A 21,265-nucleotide genomic window follows, 5' to 3' on the forward strand; every position below is an offset into this window, starting at 1 on the left:
GACGCGGCCCACCCGCGGTGGCCGATGCGAAGCGATGGTGCGTGAGCGCCCATTCTGCGTGCGGCGATGCGCCAACCATGTGCTCCGTGATGGACCAAATGGTCCAGACAAAACCAGATAAACAGGGCGAACGCCATGATTCTCAAGGGTTTCGGCAAGCTGGCACGAAGTCTGAATAGCTGAACGCCACATACCTCCGGAGCGATGACATGAAAGTTGGCGTCTTTCTTCCCATCGGCAACAACGGCTGGCTGATCTCCGAGCACGCACCGCAGTACATGCCGAGTTTCGAACTCAATCGCGAGATCACGCAACGTGCGGAGCACTACGGCTTCGACTTCGCGCTATCGATGATCAAGCTGCGTGGCTTCGGCGGCAAAACCGGGTTCTGGGATCACAACCTCGAATCGTTCACGCTGATGGCCGGGCTCGCGGCGGTCACCTCGAAGATCAAGCTGTATGCGACCGCCGCTTCGCTCGTGATGCCGCCCGCGATCGTCGCGCGCATGGTGTCCACCATCGATTCGATATCCAATGGCCGCTTCGGCGTCAATCTGGTGACGGGTTGGCAGAAGCCCGAGTATTCGCAGATGGGCATGTGGCCGGGCGACCAGTTCTTCGGTACGCGCTATGCGTATCTGTCCGAATACATCCAGGTGATGCGCGAATTGTGGTCCGAAGGTCGCTCCGATTTCAAAGGCGAGTACTTCGCGATGGACGATTGCCGCCTGAGCCCGCGTCCCGCCGCGCCGGTCGAAGTGATCTGCGCGGGCGCGAGCGATGCGGGCATGGAGTTCTCGGCGAAATACGCGGACTACAACTTCTGTTTCGGCAAGGGCGTTAACACGCCGACCGCGTTCGCGCCCGCCGCGCAACGGCTGATCGACGCGACGCGCGTGACCGGACGCAACGTGTCGACCTATGTGCTGATGATGGTGATCGCCGACGAAACCGATGAACTGGCACGCGCCAAATGGGAGCACTACAAGGACGGCGTCGATCACGAAGCCGTGCAGTGGCTCGGCGAGCAGGCGGCGGCCGACAAGCGCTCGGGCGGCGACACCAACGTACGGCAGATGGCCGATCCGACTTCGGCGGTGAACATCAACATGGGGACGCTGGTCGGCTCGTACGCGAGCGTGGCCCGCATGCTCGACGAAGTTGCGACGGTGCCGGGCACCGAAGGCGTGCTGCTGACCTTCGACGATTTCGTGCAAGGCGTCACGCAGTTCGGCGAGCGCATCCAGCCGCTGATGAAAAGCCGCACTGCGGTTCAGTCGCCGGTCAGCTCGCTTGCCGCCTGATTTCCCATCGACGGAACAGATGATGACAGAAGACACCTTGACTCCGATTCGCACCTTCGGCACGCGCACGCCGCACACGCCAGTCGTTCTGCGATGCCGGCCCGAACCGCTCGCGCTCGATGCGTCGGCGACCGCGCTGATCATCGTCGACATGCAGAACGCCTATGCATCGTTCGGCGGTTACGTCGATACCGCGGGTTTCGATATCTCGGGCGCGCAGCGGGTGATCGCCAACATCGCGGCGCTCGCCGATGCCGCGCGCAATGCCGGCATGCCGGTCGTGTACCTGCAAAACGGCTGGGACGCCGCGTATCAGGAAGCGGGTGGGGAAGGCTCGCCGAACTGGCACAAGTCGAATGCGCTGAAGACGATGCGCCGCCGCCCGGAACTACACGGGCGCTTCCTCGCCAAGGGCGGCTGGGATTACGAACTGGTCGACGCACTCAAACCGTTGCCGGGCGATCTGGTGGTGCCCAAGACGCGCTATAGCGGATTCTTCAACAGCACGCTCGACAGCACGTTGCGCGCGCGCGGCATACGCAGCCTGGTTTTCACCGGCATCGCAACCAACGTATGCGTCGAATCGACGTTGCGCGACGCTTTTCACCTCGAATATTTCGCTGTCATGCTGCGCGACGCGACCCACGACCTGGGCGGCAAGGCGATGCAGGACGCGACCGAATACAACGTCGAAACGTTCTTCGGCTGGACGTCGGATACGCAGACTTTCATCGAGGCCATGCAAGGCCTGCATGAAGCAACGAAAACCGGCCGTCCGTCGCAACCCGAACACTCAGGAGAACTCGCATGAAGCAGTCGATCATTCCCGCAGGCTCCGGCACGCCGATCGCACCGTTCGTTCCCGGCGTGCTCGCGCAGAACACGCTCTACGTGTCGGGCACCTTGCCGTTCGACGATCAGAACAACGTCGTGCATGTCGGCGACGCGGCGGCCCAAACCCGCCATGTGCTGGAGACCATTTCGCGAGTGGTTGCGGAGGCGGGCGGCACGATGGCCGACGTCGCATTCAACATGATCATGCTGCGTAACTGGTCGGACTATGCGGCGATCAACAGCGTGTATGCGGAGTTCTTTCCGGGCGAGAAACCCGCGCGCTATTGCATCCAGTGCGGTCTCGTTAAAGAAGACGCGCTGGTGGAGATTGCGTCGATCGCGCATATCGGCGACGGAGCGTAGCGGATGCGCACGGTCTTTTACGAAGTGCAGCACCGTGGAGTCGCGGATGCGCCCACGGTGCTGCTGTCGTCCGGCCTCGGCGGTTTGGCGTCGTACTGGCGCGAGCAGAGTGCCGCGCTCGGCGCGCGAGGCGCGACGGTGATCGTGTACGACCAGCGGGGCACGGGACGCAGCCGGGACGCGTTGCCGCGCGACTACACGATTGCTCGGATGGCCGAAGATGTGCGGCAAATTCTCGACGACGCCGAGGTCGCGCGCTGCCACTTCGTCGGGCATGCGCTCGGCGGCCTCGTCGGAATGCAACTGGCGCTCGATGCAGCGGAGCGCGTCGCGAGCCTGACGCTCGTCAATGCGTGGCCGAGCATGCGGGCCGCGACGCGGCGCTGCTTCGATGCGCGTCTGCGGCTGCTGCAGCACGCCGGTGTCGAAGCCTATGTCGACGCGCAACCGATCTTTCTGTACCCGCCGGTGTGGATGGAGACGCACGGCGAGCGCGTCGAAGCCGAGGTGCGCCATGCGATCGAATCGTTTCCGGGCGTCGATACCATGCTGGCGCGAATTCGCGCGTTGAGCGCGTTCGACATCAGCGGGCGGCTCGGGTCGATCGCGGCGCCGACACTGCTGGTTGCCGCATCCGACGACGTGCTGGTGCCGTCGAGCGCTTCGGCGCTGCTCGAAGCCGGCTTGCCGCAGGCGACGTTACGCACGATGCCGTACGGCGGACATGCATGCAACGTGACGTGTCCGGAGCCATTCAACGCGATGCTCACGGAGTTCATCGTCGACGCGCATGCGCGCTCGGGGGTGGTACGCGAAGGCTGACGCACAAGGAGAGAGCCACATGACCCAGGCAATCGCGGCCGACGCAGCCGCCGCGCGCGGCATGCCGGTGTGCAAGGCGAGCTTTCGTGACGCGATGTCCAGACTCGGCGCGGCGGTCAACATCGTCACGACCGATGGCGCCGCGGGGCGCGCGGGCTTCACCGCATCGGCCGTGTGCAGCGTCACGGATGAACCGCCGACGCTGCTTGTCTGCGTGAACCGCAACGCGTCGGTGTACGAAGCGGTGACGCGCAACGCGGTGTTGTGCGTGAACGTGCTGGATGCACGGCACCAGGCGCTATCGACGCTGTTCGGCGGCAAGACGCCGATGGCCGAACGATTCGACGCGGCGCACTGGCGTATCGCGGCAACCGGCGCGCCGTTGCTCGACGACGCGACGGTGTCGTTCGACTGCCGCATCGTCGGCGGCACGGCAGTGGGTACGCACGACGTGCTGTTCTGCGAGGTGACGGCGATCGAGACACAGATGCGGGCGGGCGCGCTGATGTATTGCGCTCGCCGCTATCATGAACTGCAGACGGACGGTTCGTAGCGGTGCTGCGGGCGCTGGGGCATAAGATCGCGCTAAGCGACGGGCAGCGTCATGACAAACTCGGCGCCGTGCTGCACGTTAAAGGCATCGAGCGTGCCGTGGTGGCTCTCGACGATGGAGCGGCAGATCGCGAGCCCCATCCCCATGCCCGACGATTTCGTCGTATAGAGCGGATCGAAAATCCGCTCCAGCACGTCGGCCGGAATTCCCGTGCCGCGATCGCGCACGGACATCACGACCTTACCTTCGACAACCCGCGTGGCGATCGCAAGCGTACGCGTTTCAAGCGGCGTTTCGCTCATCGCCTCCACGGCATTGGTAAACAGATTGAGCACCACCTGCTGCAGCTGGATGCGGTCCGCCTGAACGATCGCGTCGCCTGCTTCCAGTTGGGTGGCGACGCTGATTTGCTGCGCCACGGCTCCGAGGTGGAGAAGGTCCAGCACGTCGCGCACGACGTCGTCCATGCGTAGCGGCGCGAGAATCGCGGGTGCCTGCTTGGCGAGTGCGCGCAACGCGCGAATGATCTCGACCGCACGCAGGCTCGTTCGCTTGATATGGACGAGGCCCGCGGCGACTTCCTCGAGATTGGGCGTGGCGCGCTGCAACCAGCGCAGGCTGGCGTCGACCGAAGTAGTGATGGCGGAGAGCGGTTGATTCACCTCGTGGGCTATCGAAGCCGCCACGTTGCCCATCACCGTGAGATGCGAGGTGCGGGCGAGTTCGTCACGCGCGGAGCGCAGGCTGACTTCCGCATTCAGGCGATGCTCGCTTTCCTCGACGAGCCTTTCGTAGAGTCGCGCGGTTTCGAGCGAAACCGCCACCTGCGGCGCGAGCACTTCGAGGTCCGCGACGCGGTTCTGGTCAAAGACGCCCGGCGCGAGACTGTTCTCCAGATAGACGATGCCAACGAGCGAGCCGCCACGCAGGAGCGGCATGCAAAGCACGGAGCGTTGCGTGCGTCCGGCGGAAGTTCGCGCGCGCAGTGATGGCGATTCGACGCTCGCTTCCGCAAACACCAGCGTCTTGCGAGTACGCACGACGCTATTGAGCACGGCCAGCGGCAACGCGTCATCGTCGGGGGCAGCGCCGCTGAGCGTGACGACCACGTGATTCGTTTCCACGCGCGCCAACGCTTCGATTTTCGGCCCGTCGTCGTGCATGAGCAGCAACAGGCCGTATTGGGCCCCGGCGTACATGGTGATGCCGGTGAGCAGCTTCTCGACCAGACGATCGGTCACCGCTTCGCCCGAAATCGCCTTCGCGGCTTCGACGCCCAGATCGACAAAGGGCTGCTGCCGCGCTGCGTTGCGCGGGCTCGCTTCGTCGGTAGCCAGGGACGCCAGTTGCGGGTGGCGCTCGTGAATACGCTCCTCGGGAAACGACGCGCCCCAGCGGCGATAGCAGATCGCCGCCTGACGCAAGTGATGGCGCGCGGAGGAATTTAGCGCATGCGTCATGCAAAGCTCGCCCGCGAATTCGTGCGCGAGCGCCTGTTCGTGCATGAATCCCGCTGCTTCAGCGGCTTGCGCGGACTGCTCGTAAGCCACCAGCGCGCCGAAGGCATCGCCCTGGAGCCGCGCGATTTCGGCGTCGATCAGGAGGAGCTTGTTGCGGAACGTCGCACCGTTTTGATTGGCCCATCGCGCGAACTGGCCGCGCTGCGTGCGAAGCTCGAAAAGCGCGCTGTCGTGCGAGGTGCATTGGCCGCGGGAAATCGCGATCGCGCCATACAAACGGCAATCGGCCACGTTGATATGCGCGGGCACGGTCCAGGCGAGCGCGCTCGCATTGTCGAGGCGAGTGCGCGCGGCGGAATAATCTCCGGCGAATAACTTCCCGAGGCCACCGTAAAAGTAAAGGAAGAAGCGGGCGATTTGCGAAACCGCCGCGCCGGTCTGCTCAGGGCGATCCGTGCTGTCCTTTCCTCGCTGCAACTGGTGGACGAAATCGCGTTGCGCCAGCAGGACCGCTTCGATATCGCGGTACTGGATAATCGCTGTGAGTTCGAGTCCCCGTTCGACCTCTTCGTCGACGAGCGACAAATTCTCGCCCATGGCAATCAGGTCGGAGACGATGTGATTGCACGCGTAACAGGCCATGCCGATGTCGCCCGAGGCTCGTCCCAGCACGCGCGCTCGCCGCACGTGCTCCAGGGCGAAGGAGAGCGGGCGTGTCCATACGCTGACCTGATCGATGGCAACGAGCGTGGCCACGCGCTGCGCTTCGAAACCGTGCTGATCGACCAGCGCCAGCGCGGCCTGTCCGTAGGCGAGCCCTTCGTCGGCGGCTTCGTATATGCCCGCGAAGAGGACGCCGAACCACGCGAGGCCATGCGGCGACTCCGGCGTCACGCCATGTTCGAGCGTGAGTTCGACCATCTTGGCAAGATGCAGGATGCCGAGTCCGTCGGTCACGAAGAACGAGGACGTGAGCGTCGCGAGCAGGCCCATGACAACCTGAATGCGCTGGTCCTCGCAACGCGGAAGATGGCGCACGCTGGCAATCGCGCGGCCCCGCAACGCGATCTGCACCGACTCGCACGCGGCGCGCATCTGCTCGGCGGTCGGCGAGCGGTGCAGATGCACGCCAAGCAGCGAAAGCCCGGTCAGTGCGGTGGACAAAGCGCCTTCGTAATCGGATTGCACGGTCTGCAAGACGGCTTTGAGCCGATGCACGTCGGCCCGGTCGAGAATCGCGAGCGGGTGGGCGAGCAACGCGTCAATGCGTTGTTGGGCGTCCGTGAGTCTGGCTTGCGCCAGCAAACACTCGCAGTGCAGCAGTTGGGCTCCGTAAGTCAGGCCGTAGTGGTTCGACCACCACTGTTCATCGACCATGCCGAGGGCCGCGTTCGCATATTCGGTCGCCTGGTCCAGCGCAGCGGCGTTACGCGCGCGCTTGCCCGCCAGGATCAATACGCGCACATAGGCAATCCGCGTTGCGGGTTCGAGCGCCTCTTTGGGCGCGCGCTCGATCTGACTGGCGATATCGAACGCATACTCGGGAAGACGCGCACGCCAGTAGTCGATCATCACGGAGGCGATACGCTCGTGATAGTGCGGCTTCGTTTGTGCTTCGATGCGCGCGTAAGCGGATTCGAGCACGCGATCGTGCAAAAACGCATAAGCCTCGGGTTGTGCCGCCAGCAGATTGGCGTCGACGAACGGACGAAGACGCTCATGAACCTCGTCTGGTGTCACGCCGCCTATTTGCGCGAGCAATGCCACGTCACAGCGTGTCCCGACGCAGGCGAGCCACTCAACCAGTTTGGTGCTTTCCTGCGCAAATCGATCGAAGCGGCGAATCAGCAGATCGATCACGTTGTCGGAGTAAAGGCGGCGCGCGATGCTCGCTTCGTCCCAGATCCAGGCTGCGGCTTTGACGCTGTAGCTCAGCACATCGTCGTCGATCAGCATGCGCAGGAGCTGGCGCGAGAAGAACGGATTGCCGGCCGTTTTCGCGTGAACGGCGCGCGCCAGAGGCTCGACGCGCTCGGCCGGTTCGTTGAGCGTCGCGCCGATCAGCGCGGCGAGGTCTCGCACCGACAGCGCTTGCAGGCGCACTGGCGTCACCCGCGTCGTCTTGCATGCGTCGAGCTCGCGCCGCCACTGGAGCTGGCCAGGCCGGTCGACGGAGAATTCGCGGTGCGCGCAAAGGAGCAGCACGTTCGACGGCGGTTGCGCAGAGAATGCCCTCAGGAACGTGAGGCTCGCGGGGTCGGCCCACTGAACGTCGTCGAAGAAGATGACCAGCGGTGCGCCCGGCTGCGCGAGCGCCGCGAACGTGTGCAGCAGGGCGCGCACGAGACGCGCCTGGGCGAGCGGCGCGGCTACGTCGGCAAGCGGCGCGCCGGGGCCGATGATGTGTTCGACTTCCGGTACGAGTTCGGCGAGCGCTCGCCCTTGCCCCTCGAGGAGCGCGGTCCAGCGCTCGCGAACGGAAGCGAGCAGGTTGTCGTCCTCGCCGAGCAGCGCCTGCGTCAACGCGCGCACGATCTGAACGATCGGCGCGTAGGGGATATTGGTGCGGAGCTTGTCGGCCTTGCCGGACGCGAATCGAGAGCCGCGCCGCTGCACGTCGTTGAATAGCGATTCGACGAGCGCCGACTTTCCGCAGCCGCCGCTGCCGCAGATCAGCACGATCTCGGTCTTGCCGGTCGTGGCCACGCGCGCAAGGGCATCGTCGAGCAAGGCTTGCTCGGTTGCCCGGCCGAACAACCGGCTCGACATGCCGAGGAGATGAGACGATGACCCGGCATCCACGGCAAAGGGGGCCTCGCCGCCAGGCGCGCACAGCGAGTCGCGGATGCGTTGCAAGTCCGCATAGGCTGCGGCGGCCGTGGCGTACCGTACGCGCGGGTCTTTCGCGAGCAGCCTGAGCAGGACGTCGGAAAGCGGCTCGGGCACGTCCGCGCGGTGGCGGCGCGGATGAACGGGTTCGATTGCCAGGCGCGCGTGATACCAACCCGCCGCGCTTTGCGCGTCGATTGGCAGTTCGCCGGTCAGCAGGGTGTAGAGCGCCACGCCCAGCGCATAGAGGTCCGCGCTTTTGTGATCGGCAGGGGCGTCGTCGAGCGCGGCTTCCGGAGCCAGATACGGCTGCGCGCTCGGGCGCTCCCGGTATGTTTGCGGCGCCGCGGGATCGAAACCGGTCAGGCTGGTCGCGCGGGTTGCAACGTCCGCTTCGATGCCGGCTCGGGCCTCGCCGAGCACGATGCTGGACAGCTTCAGATCGCCGTGGCAAAGGCCCGCTGAGTGGGCTTCGCCGAGTGCGCGCGCGGCGCCGGCGGCTACGGCGAGGAACGCTTCGAGGGTGAGTTGCCGAGGTTCCAGAGACGATGAGAGGGTGCTGCTCGCGCATGCCTCGTACACGACAATGATGCGCTCGCCACCCCAGACGGTCGCGACCGGCGGCAGGCCCCACGGCAGGCGAATTCGCGTGCCTACGACGAGCTCGCGCTTCAGGCGTTCGGTGCCGATTGCCGACGTGTTCAGAGCATGGCGCGCGAGCCAATACCTGCCGTCACCGGGCTCGCAAAGCAGGGAGGTCGTCACGCCGTCGGCATGGTCGAGTTCGCGCTTCTCGCAGCGCTCGAACCATGCGATGTCGAACGGCACGCCCGGGAAAGCGGCGTGCGCTGCCGTGCCATTCTCAATCTGTGCGCCAACCGGGCTGGAGGGCTTGGCGTGCGTGGTCATTTTATGGCCATGCGTATGTCGAATTCCTGAACGATCGATAAGAGATTGGCGGACAAGGCGCGGCCGGCTGCGCCTTGTTTCTCGCCTGCTCGATTTCGATAGATTTTCACCATGACTTCGCTACTGCTTTCTTCACGAAGCGACTGCGTATGAGTTTCCCGTATGAGCAGCCTGTTGGCTTCGCGCTCACCGGCCGCGGATGTGCCGTTGCAAGAACCTCGTGGAGAAGTATGCAAGGAATACCACAATGGACTATTTTTCGCGCTTAAGCGGCGGTATGCAGGGCGGGCGCCGGCATATCGAGCGTTTGCCGCCCGCGTTCATAACATTTAAGAACTTTTAGCGAATTCGGGCGCTGTCGGCGTCGCGCAGGTCCAGGTGGACCTGCTGCCGATGCGCGTCGCCGGACACGAGCGCATCCATGGCCGTTTACACCTCGATGAGCTTGCGCAGCGAGTCGCCGGCCAGCGGCAGGTCGCGAACGCGCTTGCCGCTCGCGTCGAACAGCGCGTTGCCGAGCGCGCCGGCGGTCGGTCCCATGGCCGCTTCGGCCGCGCCGAGGAAGGGGGCGCCGGGGCGGTCGATCAGGTGCACGTTGATCTGTTTGGGCACCGACGAGTAGCGCAGGATGGGGTACGTGCCCCAGTCGAAGCTGCGGATGCGCTGCGTGTCGAATTGCAGGGACTCGTGCAGCGTCCAGCTCGCGGACTGGATGATGCCGCCTGCGATCTGGTTGCGGATGCCGTCGGGATTGACGATCTGCCCGCAGTCGATCGCCGCTTCGGCGTGTTCGAGCGTCACCTGGCCCGTTTCCGGCTCGATCGAGACTTCGACGGCAACGGCCACGTACCCCATGAGGTTCTTGTACTTGGCGAAACCGAAGCCCACGCCATGATTGCGGGCGCGCGGCGCGCGCGGCCAGCCGAACTGTTTCGCGGCGAGCTTGATGACATCCTTCGCGCGCTCGTCATCGAGATGCCGCAAGCGGAACTCGACGGGATCGACGCCGGCCATATGGGCGAGATCGTCCATCGTGCTTTCGATGGAGAACACATTCATGTGCGCGCCGAGCGAACGCATGGCCGAGGTTTGCAGCGGCATGGTCGGCGAGAAGTTGTTCATCACGTAGATGTTCGGCAACACGTAAAGCGGAATGCCGTTGCGGTCGCCGCCGCCTTCGGGTTGCAGCATCGGCGTGGAGGGCGCGGGGACGAACGGCTTTTCCAGCATGCGCGCGGGCAACAGCCGCCCCGCGTTGACGATGCGCTCGTTGTGCGAACTGCTCCACAGCGCGTAGTTCCAGTCGACGATGCGGCCGTTCGCGTCGATGGCGGCTTTCACCTCCGTCACCATGGCAGGTGTGTAGTGATCCCAGGTATGTTCCTGCTCGCGCATCCATTGCACGCGAACCGGATGACCGGGCATGGCCGCCGCGATCAGCGCCGCATGGGCGGCCACGTCGTCGGCGCCGTTGTGTCCGTAGCAGCCCGAACCTTCCACGTGTGCGCAGCGCACGTGCTCCCTGGGCAGCGAGAGCATTTCGGCGAGCGCGTCGCGCAGCGGATACACGCCTTGCGAATGCGTCCAGACGGTCATCTGCGTGCCGTCGAACAGGGCGACCGAGCACGACGGACCAATCGAGCCGTGCATCATGTAGCGCTTCGTGAACTGCGCGCTGAGCGTCTTGACGGCGGGCGCCATGGGCGCGTGGTGATCGGCGATCTTGATGGGCTCCGTGGCGATGACTTTCAGGTCGCGATGCACCGTATGAGGATCGGGCAGCGCGCGGCCGTTCGTCCAGGTGCTGCCTGCCGAGAGCACCCGTTGCGCCTTGACCGCTTGCCATTCGCCTTTCGCCACGACCGCCAGCATGCTGCCGTTGCGCACGATCTTGACCACGCCGGGCATCTTCATGACCGCGGCCTCGTCGTACGCCGTGAGGCGCGCGTCGTAGACCGGCGGCATCACCACGCGCGCGTGCAGCATGCCGGGCAGCTCCATGTCCTGAACGTAGCTCACGCCCCCGGTGACTTTCGAGGGGATATCCACGCGCGGCAGTGAGGTGCCGATCACGCGGAACGTTTTCGGGTCCTTGAGCGGCGAAGTGGGCGTGGCGCTGCGATGGAGGTTGACGAGCCCGACGGCCTCGCCATAGCTCATCATGCGGCCGTCGCGCGCGCGGATCGCCGCGTTGTTCGCGACGAGCGTCGCGCCGTCCACGTTGAAGTGCTTCGCGGCGGCTTCCACAAGAAGGCCGCGTACCTGGGCGGCGGCGTTCAGCAGCGCCGTGCCGCTGTCGGCGATGGTGTGGCTGCCGGCGGTCAGGCCTTCGTCGGGCGACGCGCCGGTGTCGGCGGTCAGGAAGGTGATCAGCGCGGGCGCCATATTCAGCTCTTCCGCCGCGACCTGGAGCAGGGCCGTGCGCACGCCCGTGCCGAGTTCGACCTTGCCCGTGAATACGGTGACCTTGCCTTCGGGCGTGATCTTGATCCACGCGTCGAGCATCGGGTTGGTCTTGAGGCTGCCCGCGAGCGCCTGGTTCTCCTTCGAGACATGCACCGCCGCGCCTTCGTCGGCGATCACTTCCTGGGCGAACAGCTTGGCGCCTGGCGCCATGCTGAAGGCGACGAACAGGGCGCCCGAAATCATGAAGTGGCGGCGGCCTTCGTCGACGAAATCGTCCTGGTGGCTCATCGTTGCGCCTTCGTTTCGGTGTGGGGTTGAGCGACGGACTGCGCAGCGGATTGAACCGCGGGCTGGGGCATGCCCGCGACCTCGCGCACGGCGGCGAGAATGCGCATGTGCGTGCCGCAGCGGCAGAGGTTCGGCTCCATGTGAGCGCGCAGTTCCTGCTCGCCCGGATGCGGGTTCTTATCGAGCAGTGCCTGGGCGCGCATGATCATGCCCGCGATGCAGTAACCGCATTGCGCCGCCTGGTGCTTGATGAACGCGTTCTGCAAGGCTCCGGGATGCGCGGCGCTGCCGAGTCCTTCGAGCGTGCGTACGGGACGCGCGCCAATCGCGCTCACCGGCACGAGGCAGGAAAACGTGGCCTCGCCATCGACGATCACCGTACATGCGCCGCATTGACCGAGGCCGCAGCCGAACTTCGCGCCGTGCAGCTTGAGATCGTTTCGCAGCGCATACAACAGCGGCGTGGACGGGTCGATATCCAGCGCGTGCGGGACGCCGTTAACGTTCAGGGTAATCATCGCGCACTGTCCTCCTTTCTGAGCCTGGCGACGAGCGGGGTGGCGTCGGGCCACGCGGGTTTCGCGGACCACGTCGCGCGTACATAAGCGAGAAGATCGGCGACTTGGCGGTCGTCGTATATGCCGCTGAATGCGGGCATGTAGTTCATCGCGTCCTCGCCGTGCCAGTTGATGCCGTTCAGGATCATCTGGATCGCGTTGCGCGGCGTGTCGGCGTTGATGGCGGTACTGAAGGCGAGCGTGGGGCGCTCGCCGATCGTCTGCATGGGCGAGCCGTTGCCGTGGCACTGCGCGCAGGATGCGTTGAAAAGCACCGCGCCGCGTTGCTCGGCCGGTGTCGTTTCGTGCGCGGCGCTCATCGTGCCCGTGGCGGCCGTTGGCGTCGTATGCGGCGCCTCGGCCTTTTGAAGCGACAGGATGTACGTGGCGATCGCCTCGACGTCCGACTGCGGCACGGTTGCGAGGTCGCGCGTGACGGGCAGCATCGGACCCGCGGCCGCGCCATGCTCGGAAGCGCGGCCCGTGCGCAGATAGGTGACGAGTTGCTCGCGCGTCCACGGTTTCGATGCGGCGTAGAGCGCGTTGAGCGGGGGCGCGTCCCAGCCGTCGACAATGCCGCCGTCGAACGCCTGCCCAGACTTTTCTCCGCCAATGGCGTTGAGCGGCGAGTGACACGACGCGCAGTGGCCGAGCCCGTCCACCAGCAGCTTGCCGCGATTCCATTGCGCGTCTTGCGCGGGGTCCGGCTGGAGTGGGCCGGGGTGCAGGAACAGCACATTCCAGAAGGCCACGAGCGGGCGGAAGTTCAGCGGAAAGACGAGCGCGTTCGCGGGCGCGGTGGCCTGCACCGGCTCGCGGCTCATCAGGTATGCATAGGCCGCCGAAACGTCTTGTTGGGACATGCGCGTGAAGTGCACGTACGGAAAGGCGGGATAAAGCTGATGCCCGTCGCGCGCGATGCCGCGACGCAACGCGCGGGCGAACGCCGCCTCCGACCAGTTGCCGATGCCCGTTTGCGGGTCGGGCGTGATGTTCGTGGCATAGATGGTGCCGAACGGCGTGGCGAGCGGCAGGCCGCCCGCGAACGGCTTGCCGTTCTTCGCGGTGTGGCACACCACGCAGTCGCCCAGAGCGACCACGCGCGCGCCTTCCTGCTTGAGCTGGGCATCGAAGCTGTCGGGGGACGGGCGCGTGACGGGTGCGATCGCAGGCTCGTACATGATGGCGCCCGCCACCGCCAGCCCCACGACCGCGAGCGCGCCAACGGCCAGCGCAATGCGTTTGCGATTCATGCTATCTCCTCGTTTCCGCGTTCATGGGCGCCTTTGCGGTAAGGCTTCACGAGGAGAGGGCGTCGGTCCGGACCGGTTCGCCGGCGGGGGCGCCATGCGGCGGGTAATCGACGTAGCCGACGTTGTCGCCGCCATACCAGCCCACCGGGCGCGGTGCGGCCAGTTCGACGTTCCCGGCGATGCGCTCGACGAGGTCCGGGTTCGCGATATACGCGCGGCCGAACGCGACGAGATCGGCGTCGCCCGTGGCGATCAGGCGATCGGCCGCCGAAGGCGTAATGGAGCCGTTGAGCATCAGCGTGCCTTTGAACGCGGGGCGCAGGGTCTCGATCATGCGGGGCAGGTCGGGCTGACCGCTCCAGCCGTTCGTGTCGGCGGCGTGCAGATACGCGATGCCCGCTTCGTCGAGCATGCGCGCGACGTACGCGTAAGTGCCATCGGGATCGGCATCGCGCACGTTGTTGTAGCCCGCATACGGCGAGACGCGCACGCCCACCTTCGCGAGCGGCATGACTTCGCCGACGGCCTTGATGACTTCGGCGAGAAAGCGCGCGCGGTTGGCAAGCGAGCCGCCGAATCGATCGTCGCGCGTATTCGTCGTCGACGAGAGGAACTGATGCAGCAGATAGCCGTTGGCGGCGTGAATTTCAACGCCGTCGAAACCGGCGGCGAGCGCATTGACGGCGGCGCGCCGGTACTCGGCGATGGCCTGGATGACTTCGTCGGTCGTCATGGCGCGCGACGGCGTGGCGTGGATCTTCGTGTAGTAGCCGTTTTGCAGTTGACCCCACACTTGCAGTTGCTCCAGGTCGTCGTTCAGGCCCGAGGGCGAGAGCGGCTGATTACCGTCGAGCAGCGCCATCGAGCTCACGCGGCCGCTGTGCCAGAGTTGCGCGAACAGGCGCCCGTGCTTCGCGTGCACCGCGTCGGTCACGGGCTTCCAGGCCTGCACCTGGGTGTCGGTGACGAGGCCCGGCGCGAGTTCGAACGCGGCGGAGTGCGGGCTGACGTTCGTGGCCTCGCTGATCAGGAGGCCCGCCGACGCGCGCTGCGCGTAATACTGCGCCATCAGCGCGGTGGCTTCGCCGTGATGCGGCGCGCGGGCGCGCGTCATGGGCGCCATCGCGATCCGGTTGGGCAGCGCGAGGCCGGACAGGTCGTAAGGAGTAAGCAAGGAAGACATGGCGAGTTTCCTGTGGGGCACGTTCTTGGAGTTGAACTGTGGGTACAAACTGCGGTTACGAACTTCGGGTTCTGACTGCGGGTTCTATCGGCCGCTGCGCACGTGGGCGCGTCCGACAAACAGGAAGTGGACGAACGCGATGAGCGGGAAAACCAGCGCGACGCCGGCAACGAGCGTCCAGCCGCCGCGCTCGAACAGCGTGCTCGCGAGCGCCGAGCCGATTGCGCCGCCCACGAAGATGCTCGTCATGTAAAGCGCGTTCAGGCGGTTGCGGCTCGACGCATGCAGCGCGTAGATCTCGCGTTGGCCGAGCACCATGTTCATCTGCACCGCGAAATCGAGCGTGATGCCGGTGACGACGAGGCCGAACACGCCCCATGCCGGATGCACGAGGGCGGGCAGGAAGGACAGCGCCGCCGTGATCAGGGCGACGAGCGTGGCGCGCACGGAATGACCGGCGTCGGCAAGGCGGCCCGCCACGGGCGCGGAGGTGGCGCCGATTGCGCCCACGAGTGCGAACAGTGCGATCTCCGACTGCGTGAGCCCGTACTGGCGCGTCAATTCGATCGGCACCGCGGTCCAGAAGAGGCTGAACGTGGCGAACATAAGGCCCTGGTAGAGTGCGCGATGACGCAGCACGGGCAGGCTGCGCGTGAGCGCGACCAGCGAGCCGAGCAATTCGAGGTAGGTGGCGCGATGCTCGGGACGGCGCTGCGGGATCGTGAGCGCGAGCACGGCCGTGACGAGTGCCATCAGAACCGCCGCGCCGCCGAACACCACGCGCCAGCCGAGGTGGTCGGCGACCACGCTCGCGAGCGGGCGCGAGAGCAGTACGCCGAGCAGCAGGCCGCCCATGATGGTGCCGACGATGCGTCCGCGCGAGTGGTCGGGCGCGAGGTGCGCCGCGAGCGGAATCAGGATCTGCACGGCGACGGAGCTGAAGCCGATCAGGAAGGAGAGCACGAGAAACCAGCTCGCCGAATGCACGAGCGAGGCCGCCGTGAGGCTCGCGATCGAAACCAGTGCGGTCGCGATCATGAGCTTGCGGTTTTCCAGCAGGTCGCCGAGCGGAACGATGAAGAACAGCCCGAGCGCATAGCCGATCTGCGTGAGCGAGACGACGAGGCTCGCGGTGTCGCCGGACATGTGGAGCGACGAGCCGATCAGCAGCGTGATCGGTTGCGCGTAGTACAGGTTCGCGACGATGGCGCCGCAGGCGAAGGCAAACAGCGCGACGAGTCCCGACGTGAGCCGGGCCGATTCTGCTTTACCGCCGAGGGTCGGCGAGGGCGTGGACATGCTAACTCCTTAACGATGGCCTCTTGGTTTGGCGAGGCGGGTCCGGTTACTCCGTATTCGCAGCCGCCGAGCACTTGCGCGGATGAAAGGCAACCTTTGTCAGATCGGAAGGTTAGAAGAGGCGCCTGCCCTGCGGAAGCCGGACGCCACGCAACCCCACGTTGCATGAATCGCAATGAAAACGGGGTTTCGGGAGCAGTGTGCGCACGCCGGAAAGCCCGTGTTTGCGGGCTGCGGCCCGCTTTTCGGATTCGCACGATGACGGTTCGGCATGCGCTGCATGACCGGCTAGTTCCGCGCCGACGGGGTGAGCGTCACCGTGCAGGTCATGCCCATGGCGAGCTTGACGCCCTCGGGAACGCGGTCGAGATGAATCCGCACGGGCACGCGCTGGGCAAGACGCACCCATGTGAAGATCGGATTGACGTCGGCGAGCAGGTCGCCTCGGCTCGTGGGGTTGTCGCGATCGGCAATGCCGCTCGCGAGGCTCTCCACATGCCCTTCGATCGGCGTGCCGCCCGAGAGCAGGCGCACCTGCGCGGGGTCGCCCTCACGCACCGAGGGCAGCTTGGTTTCCTCGAAATAGCCGTACACCCAGAAGGAATGCGTGTCGATCAACGCCATGCGCGCAACGCCCGCGCTCGCGAAGTCGCCGGGGTAGAGGTCGAGGTTGGTGATATAGCCGTCGGCGGGCGCGTGCGCTTCGCTGCGCGCGAGATTGAGCATGGCCGTGCGCTGCGCGACCTGAGCCGCCTTCACTTGCGCCTGCGCCGACGCGTAAGCCGCCGCCGCGCCTTCATAGGACGATTTGGATTGCAGGGCAAGCGAGTCGGCGTCGGCGCGGTTTTCCTCGGAAATCGCGTCGCCCGCGAGACTCGCGCGGCGCGACGCCTGGGCGCGCTTCATCCCGTACTCGGTCTGGGCCGCCGACATGCGCGCCTTCGTTTCGGCGAGTTGCGCCTGGGCGCGCTGGAGGTCGGCATCGGCCTGATCGATGGCGTACTGAAAGCGCGCCGGGTCGAGCACGAACAGCACATCGCCCTTGTGCACGTACTGGTTGTCGTGCACGCGCACCTCGCTCACGAGGCCGGACACGTCGGTCGCGATCTGCACGACCTTGGCGCGCACGCGACCGTCGCGCGTCCAGGGCGAGAACATGTAGTCGAGCCAGAGCGCTCGCACGAGCGCGATGGCCACGGCGAGCAGCACGAGCGTGGTGGCGGCGCGCAAGAGGGTTCGGGTATTCATCGTCGATCACACAGGGTGGGCGCGGTCACTGACGCAACAGCAGTGACGCACCGCTGAACAGCGCCGCGAACAGCGCGACGCGAAAGAGGCCGGGATGCCAGACGAAGCGATAGAGGCCGAGCCGCGCGAGGGCGAGATCGACCGCGACGAACAACACCGCGCAGGCCACGAGAATGGGCAGCAAGCCCGGCACGAGCAGCGAAAAAAACTCAATCTCGCGCGGCATCGCTCGCTCCTTGCGTGGCAGATGCGGCATTCGCCGGGCTTGCCGGACCATAGCCGCCGCCCAGCGCGCTCATCAGCAATGCCCACGCGTCGAGCCGCTGCGCCTGCACCTGCGCGAGGCTCTGCTCCTGCTGCAACTGCGCGTTCTGCGCGGCCAGCACGTTGAGAAACTCGCTGATGCCGCTGCGGTAGCCGGCATCGGCCAGGCGGTATGCCGTGCGCGCGGCGTCGAGCGTCGCCTGGGTCGAGGCCTGTTGATCCTCCAGCGCGCGCAGCGACACCGCCTGCGCGGCCACGTCTCGCATCGCGTTCACGACAGTACGGTTGTAGACGTCCACGGCGGCGTCGCGCGACGAGGCCGCCACGCCGTACTGCCCACGCCGGCGCCCGCCGTCGAAGATCGGCAGCGAGATCGCCGCGCCGACGCCATGCCCGATGCCGTCGCTATTGAGGAAGTTGAAGAAGCCGCCGAAGGTGGCCGCCGAGCCGAGCGAAGCCGTCGCGAGCAGATTGATGTCGGGATAGAAGTCGGCGTGCGCGGCGTCGATGCTCTTGTCCGCTTCGAGCACGCGCCAGCGCGCCGCCACGACGTCCGCGCGATGACCGACCAGCTCCGCCGGCAAGGCGGCCGGCAGCGCGAGCGGCACGCTCAGGGCGAGTTGAGGCCGCGCCAGCGCGTCGCCGTAACCGGGGCCTTTGCCGCACAGCGCGGCAATCGCGAGACGATCCAGGGCGATCTGCTGCTGCGCCCGCAGCAGGCGCGTCGCGCTCACGGAGAGTTGCGTTTGCGCCTGGGTCGCTTCGAGGCGGCTGCCGATGCCCGCGCGCCAGCGCTCAGTCGCGATCTCGAAAGTGCGCCGCTCCTCGTCATGAACGGCGCGATACACGTCGGCGAGCGCGTAGTCGAGCGAAAGCTGGACATAGGCGCGCACGACGCTGGTTTGCAACTCGACCTCGGCAAAGCGCGCGTCGGCGGCCGTCGCATGCAGATTGTCGAGCGCGCCCGCGCGGATCGCGCGTTGCTTGCCCCAGAGATCGAGGTCGTAAGACAGCGTCGCGCCGATGTCGTTGCTCCACACCGTCGTGCCGCCCGGCGGCGCGGGCGTGGTGTAGCGCGCGTAGCGGCGGCGCTCGAACGAGCCGTCGATGTTCGCTTGCGGCAGCGCGCTCGCCCCGGCGATTTCCGTCTGAAAACGCGCGGCTTCCACCCGCGCGGCGAGCGCTTGCAGGTCGGGATTGCCGGCCGTGGCGTCGCTCACCACGCGGTCCAGTTGCGCGTCGCCCCAGTGCCGCCACCAGTCGCCTTGCGGCCATTGCGCATCGGCTTGCGTCTGGCGCAGTGCGGCGCCGGGATCGAGCGTGCTCGCATCGACCATCGTCGCGTGCGTGTGGATGCCGCCGCTATCGATGCAGCCGCCGAGCAGGATCGCCGCCGACAACGCCGCCGTGAACGCGATGGTGCGAGGACCCAAAAGGGGGAGTACGGTGCGCGTTTTCATGCGGAACGCTCCGGGCGGGCCCAGAGCGCGAGCGCGCCGTCGCGCAGCGCCAGTTCCGTGAAGTGCAGCAACGCCTGCATGCGGCAACGAATGAGCGCTTCGTGATCGGCCGGGGCGTCGCCCTGCGTGCGCGCGCCCAGATCGATGCCCGGCGGCAGCGCCGCGAGCGCTTGGTCCGTGGCGGTGAGCGCGCGTCTGGCGCGCTCGGGCGCGGGCGCGTCGAACAACTCGGCGAGCGCATCGAGCCACGCTTGCAGACGATCGGCCCACGCGGCGGGCAGCGCGTCGCCAAGCTGCTGCGTGTCGACGCGCATCAGAATCATCGCGCGGCCCGCTTCGAGCACGGCGAACGCCCACGCGATCATGTGCTCGCGATCGACGCGGGGATCGGCGGGCGCCGAGGCGATCTGCATGATGCAGTCGCGTACCTTCTGCTCGAATGCGTAGAGCAGATCGTCGTCCAGTTCGCCGTCGCGCGCGTCGCTGGCAATGAGGGCGCGCAGGTCCACGAGGTAGCGGCGCGCGATCCACTCGCCCGCGCGCGGTGCGAACACGGAAAACGCCACGGCGGCGGTGGCGATCCCGCACAGCAGCGCGAAGCCCGTGTCGAGATACGCGCTCGGGTTATAGACGGCCGGATTCGAAATGCCGACGATGAAGCAGAAGTAGATATTGAAGCCGAGCCCGAGCACGGCCGTCTTCGGGAACGTGTTGAGGTAGGCGCCGACCATCACGACAATGGCGGTCGCCGCCGCGAGCAGCGTGAAGGTGCCGAGGTGCGGCAACGCGAAGAAGCTGAAGCCGAAGCCCGTGAGCCAGCCCGCGAGACAACCCATGAAGATTTGCCACGCGGCTGTGGGCGGATCGGGCACGAGCGCGAACAGCGTGCTCGTGATGGCCACGGCGACGATCGCGGTCGCGCCGCCCACCCAGCCCGAGGCGACCCACACGGCGCCCACCAGCAGCACCGCGAGGGCCGCGCGAGCGCCCGCGACCAGCGCGGCCGTGCGGTTCGCCACCGCGTGCTGGCGGGCGATACCGGCGATGCGGCCGATCGCCTGGAGCACGGAGACGGTCCAGGGCAGACGGTCGGCGTTGCGCGCTTCGATATAGCGGCGGCAGAGCAGGCGCAGATCCGCTGTCATGAAGAGGAGCGCGGCCCCGGTGCTGGCCACCACTCTGCGTTGCGCGGGCGGCAGATCCGCGAGCGCCTGGAGTTGCGCGTCGAGCTGCGCGGGCAGTGCCGCTTCGAATGCGTCGAGCTGCGGCAGCAACGCGGCCACGGCGTCGTCCGCGACGCCTGGCGCGCCCGCCTGAGCGGGCATGAGCGCGAGCGTGGCGTCCGTCAACGTCGCGATCGCGGCCTGCGCGCGGGGATGCGCATCGACGATCGCGTGCGCCTTGAGCCGTTGCAGCGCGTAGAGCCACGTCACCGTATCGAGAAAGCTGCGGTCGAGATCGAGAAAAACCGAATGCAGGAGCCGCATCGACGGATCTTCGAAAAGCGCGCCGGTGCGCAGCAACTCGACGTTTGCACGCTCGCCGATCAGGCCCAGCAGCGCGCCCGCTTGCGGCGCGGTCGGCGGGGGCGTGCGCGGTGTCGCCGGCGCGCGCTCCAGCGTTGTGCGCAAGGCGCCCAGCAGATGCGTGAAGCTTACCCGGCTCGCGGCATAGAGCGCGGGCGCGACGTTGCGCGGCAGCACGATCGAACTCACCACGCTCGCGCACACCACGCCGATCACGACTTCGCTGATCGTGTACACCACATTGTCGAACACGCCGTACGGATTCGATATTGCGGGCATCGCCGTGATCGCCGTGGCAAAGCCGGTGAGCACGAGGCCGTACGACTGGAAATTGCGAAAGTACGCCGAGCCGAACGAGCACAGTCCGATCCACGCCGCCAGCGCGACAAAGAAGGGCAAGGGCTGCTGGGCGAACAACGCGATCAGCACGAGGCCCGCGAGGCTGCCGCCCACCATGCCGAGGCCGCGATAGAAGCCGCGCGCGATCACGATGCCACTTTGCTGGTGCATCATAACGATCACGCAGGAAAGCATGGCCGTGGCCGGCGAGCGCAACTCCAGGCGCATGCACAGGCCCATCGACAGCACGACCGCCAGGCCCACCTTGACGATGTGCAGGAAGCGCGGCGCGTCGTCTTTCCAGTACGCGAGCCATTCGTCGCGCAGGCGCGGCGGTGTGGCGCCAGCGGGCGTCACGTTCATGGGTG

Annotated in this window: 15 protein-coding genes; 5 read left to right on the top strand and 10 right to left on the bottom strand. The window is 66.4% G+C overall.

The window, feature by feature from the left end:
* The first annotated feature begins 209 nt into the window (after positions 1 to 209).
* Genes rutA through rutF form a run of 5 tightly spaced genes read left to right on the top strand, consistent with a single transcriptional unit; the run spans position 210 to position 3,876 of the window.
* On the top strand, positions 210 to 1,304 hold the full coding sequence (gene rutA / locus LJ656_RS09870; protein WP_230509147.1) for a pyrimidine utilization protein A: 1,095 nt from the start codon (positions 210 to 212) through the stop codon (positions 1,302 to 1,304).
* A gap of 22 nt (positions 1,305 to 1,326) precedes the next feature.
* Positions 1,327 to 2,115, top strand: coding sequence for a pyrimidine utilization protein B (gene rutB, locus LJ656_RS09875; RefSeq protein WP_230509150.1), 789 nt, complete (start codon positions 1,327 to 1,329; stop codon positions 2,113 to 2,115).
* Positions 2,112 to 2,501 (top strand): pyrimidine utilization protein C, encoded by a 390-nt coding sequence (gene rutC / locus LJ656_RS09880; protein ID WP_230509157.1) that lies wholly within the window; start codon positions 2,112 to 2,114, stop codon positions 2,499 to 2,501. Before rutB ends, rutC begins: the two co-directional genes overlap by 4 nt.
* Positions 2,502 to 2,504: 3 nt before the next feature.
* Positions 2,505 to 3,323 carry a pyrimidine utilization protein D gene (gene rutD, locus LJ656_RS09885; RefSeq protein ID WP_230509160.1) on the top strand — a complete coding sequence of 273 codons (819 nt, stop codon included), beginning with the start codon at positions 2,505 to 2,507 and terminating at the stop codon, positions 3,321 to 3,323.
* Between the two features lie 19 nt (positions 3,324 to 3,342).
* Complete coding sequence (gene rutF, locus LJ656_RS09890; protein WP_230509161.1) at positions 3,343 to 3,876, top strand: NADH-dependent FMN reductase RutF; 534 nt, start codon at positions 3,343 to 3,345, stop codon at positions 3,874 to 3,876.
* Between the two features lie 32 nt (positions 3,877 to 3,908).
* Here rutF and LJ656_RS09895 read toward each other — a convergent pair whose 3' ends face one another.
* The 10 genes from LJ656_RS09895 to LJ656_RS09940 all read right to left on the bottom strand — a co-directional run bounded on the left by LJ656_RS09895 (position 3,909) and on the right by LJ656_RS09940 (position 21,260).
* A complete protein-coding gene (locus LJ656_RS09895; RefSeq protein ID WP_230509163.1) occupies positions 3,909 to 9,074 on the bottom strand; it encodes a trifunctional serine/threonine-protein kinase/ATP-binding protein/sensor histidine kinase in 5,166 nt (1,721 codons plus the stop codon).
* 429 nt (positions 9,075 to 9,503) lie between these two features.
* Positions 9,504 to 11,768 (bottom strand): xanthine dehydrogenase family protein molybdopterin-binding subunit, encoded by a 2,265-nt coding sequence (locus LJ656_RS09900; protein ID WP_230509164.1) that lies wholly within the window; start codon positions 11,766 to 11,768, stop codon positions 9,504 to 9,506.
* Positions 11,765 to 12,286, bottom strand: a complete 522-nt coding sequence (locus LJ656_RS09905) for a (2Fe-2S)-binding protein (RefSeq protein ID WP_230509421.1) — start codon at positions 12,284 to 12,286, stop codon at positions 11,765 to 11,767. The genes LJ656_RS09900 and LJ656_RS09905 overlap by 4 nt, the downstream gene beginning before the upstream one ends.
* On the bottom strand, positions 12,283 to 13,578 hold the full coding sequence (locus tag LJ656_RS09910; RefSeq protein ID WP_230509166.1) for a c-type cytochrome: 1,296 nt from the start codon (positions 13,576 to 13,578) through the stop codon (positions 12,283 to 12,285). The genes LJ656_RS09905 and LJ656_RS09910 overlap by 4 nt, the downstream gene beginning before the upstream one ends.
* A 46-nt stretch (positions 13,579 to 13,624) precedes the next feature.
* Entirely contained in the window at positions 13,625 to 14,761 is a 1,137-nt protein-coding gene (locus tag LJ656_RS09915) for an alkene reductase (RefSeq protein ID WP_230509168.1), read from the bottom strand.
* An 84-nt stretch (positions 14,762 to 14,845) separates the two neighbouring features.
* Entirely contained in the window at positions 14,846 to 16,060 is a 1,215-nt protein-coding gene (locus tag LJ656_RS09920) for an MFS transporter (protein ID WP_230509169.1), read from the bottom strand.
* A 288-nt stretch (positions 16,061 to 16,348) separates the two neighbouring features.
* Positions 16,349 to 17,308: an HlyD family secretion protein gene (locus tag LJ656_RS09925; RefSeq protein WP_230509171.1), complete on the bottom strand. Its 960-nt coding sequence runs from the start codon at positions 17,306 to 17,308 to the stop codon at positions 16,349 to 16,351.
* A gap of 25 nt (positions 17,309 to 17,333) precedes the next feature.
* Positions 17,334 to 17,534, bottom strand: a complete 201-nt coding sequence (locus tag LJ656_RS09930; protein ID WP_230509173.1) for a DUF1656 domain-containing protein — start codon at positions 17,532 to 17,534, stop codon at positions 17,334 to 17,336.
* A complete protein-coding gene (locus LJ656_RS09935; protein WP_230509174.1) occupies positions 17,518 to 19,032 on the bottom strand; it encodes an efflux transporter outer membrane subunit in 1,515 nt (504 codons plus the stop codon). The genes LJ656_RS09930 and LJ656_RS09935 overlap by 17 nt, the downstream gene beginning before the upstream one ends.
* Complete coding sequence (locus LJ656_RS09940) at positions 19,029 to 21,260, bottom strand: FUSC family protein (RefSeq protein WP_230509175.1); 2,232 nt, start codon at positions 21,258 to 21,260, stop codon at positions 19,029 to 19,031. Before LJ656_RS09940 ends, LJ656_RS09935 begins: the two co-directional genes overlap by 4 nt.
* Positions 21,261 to 21,265: the final 5 nt, after the last annotated feature.

Origin of the sequence: Paraburkholderia sejongensis, assembly GCF_020880815.1 — a bacterium.
Taxonomy (GTDB): domain Bacteria; phylum Pseudomonadota; class Gammaproteobacteria; order Burkholderiales; family Burkholderiaceae; genus Paraburkholderia; species Paraburkholderia sejongensis.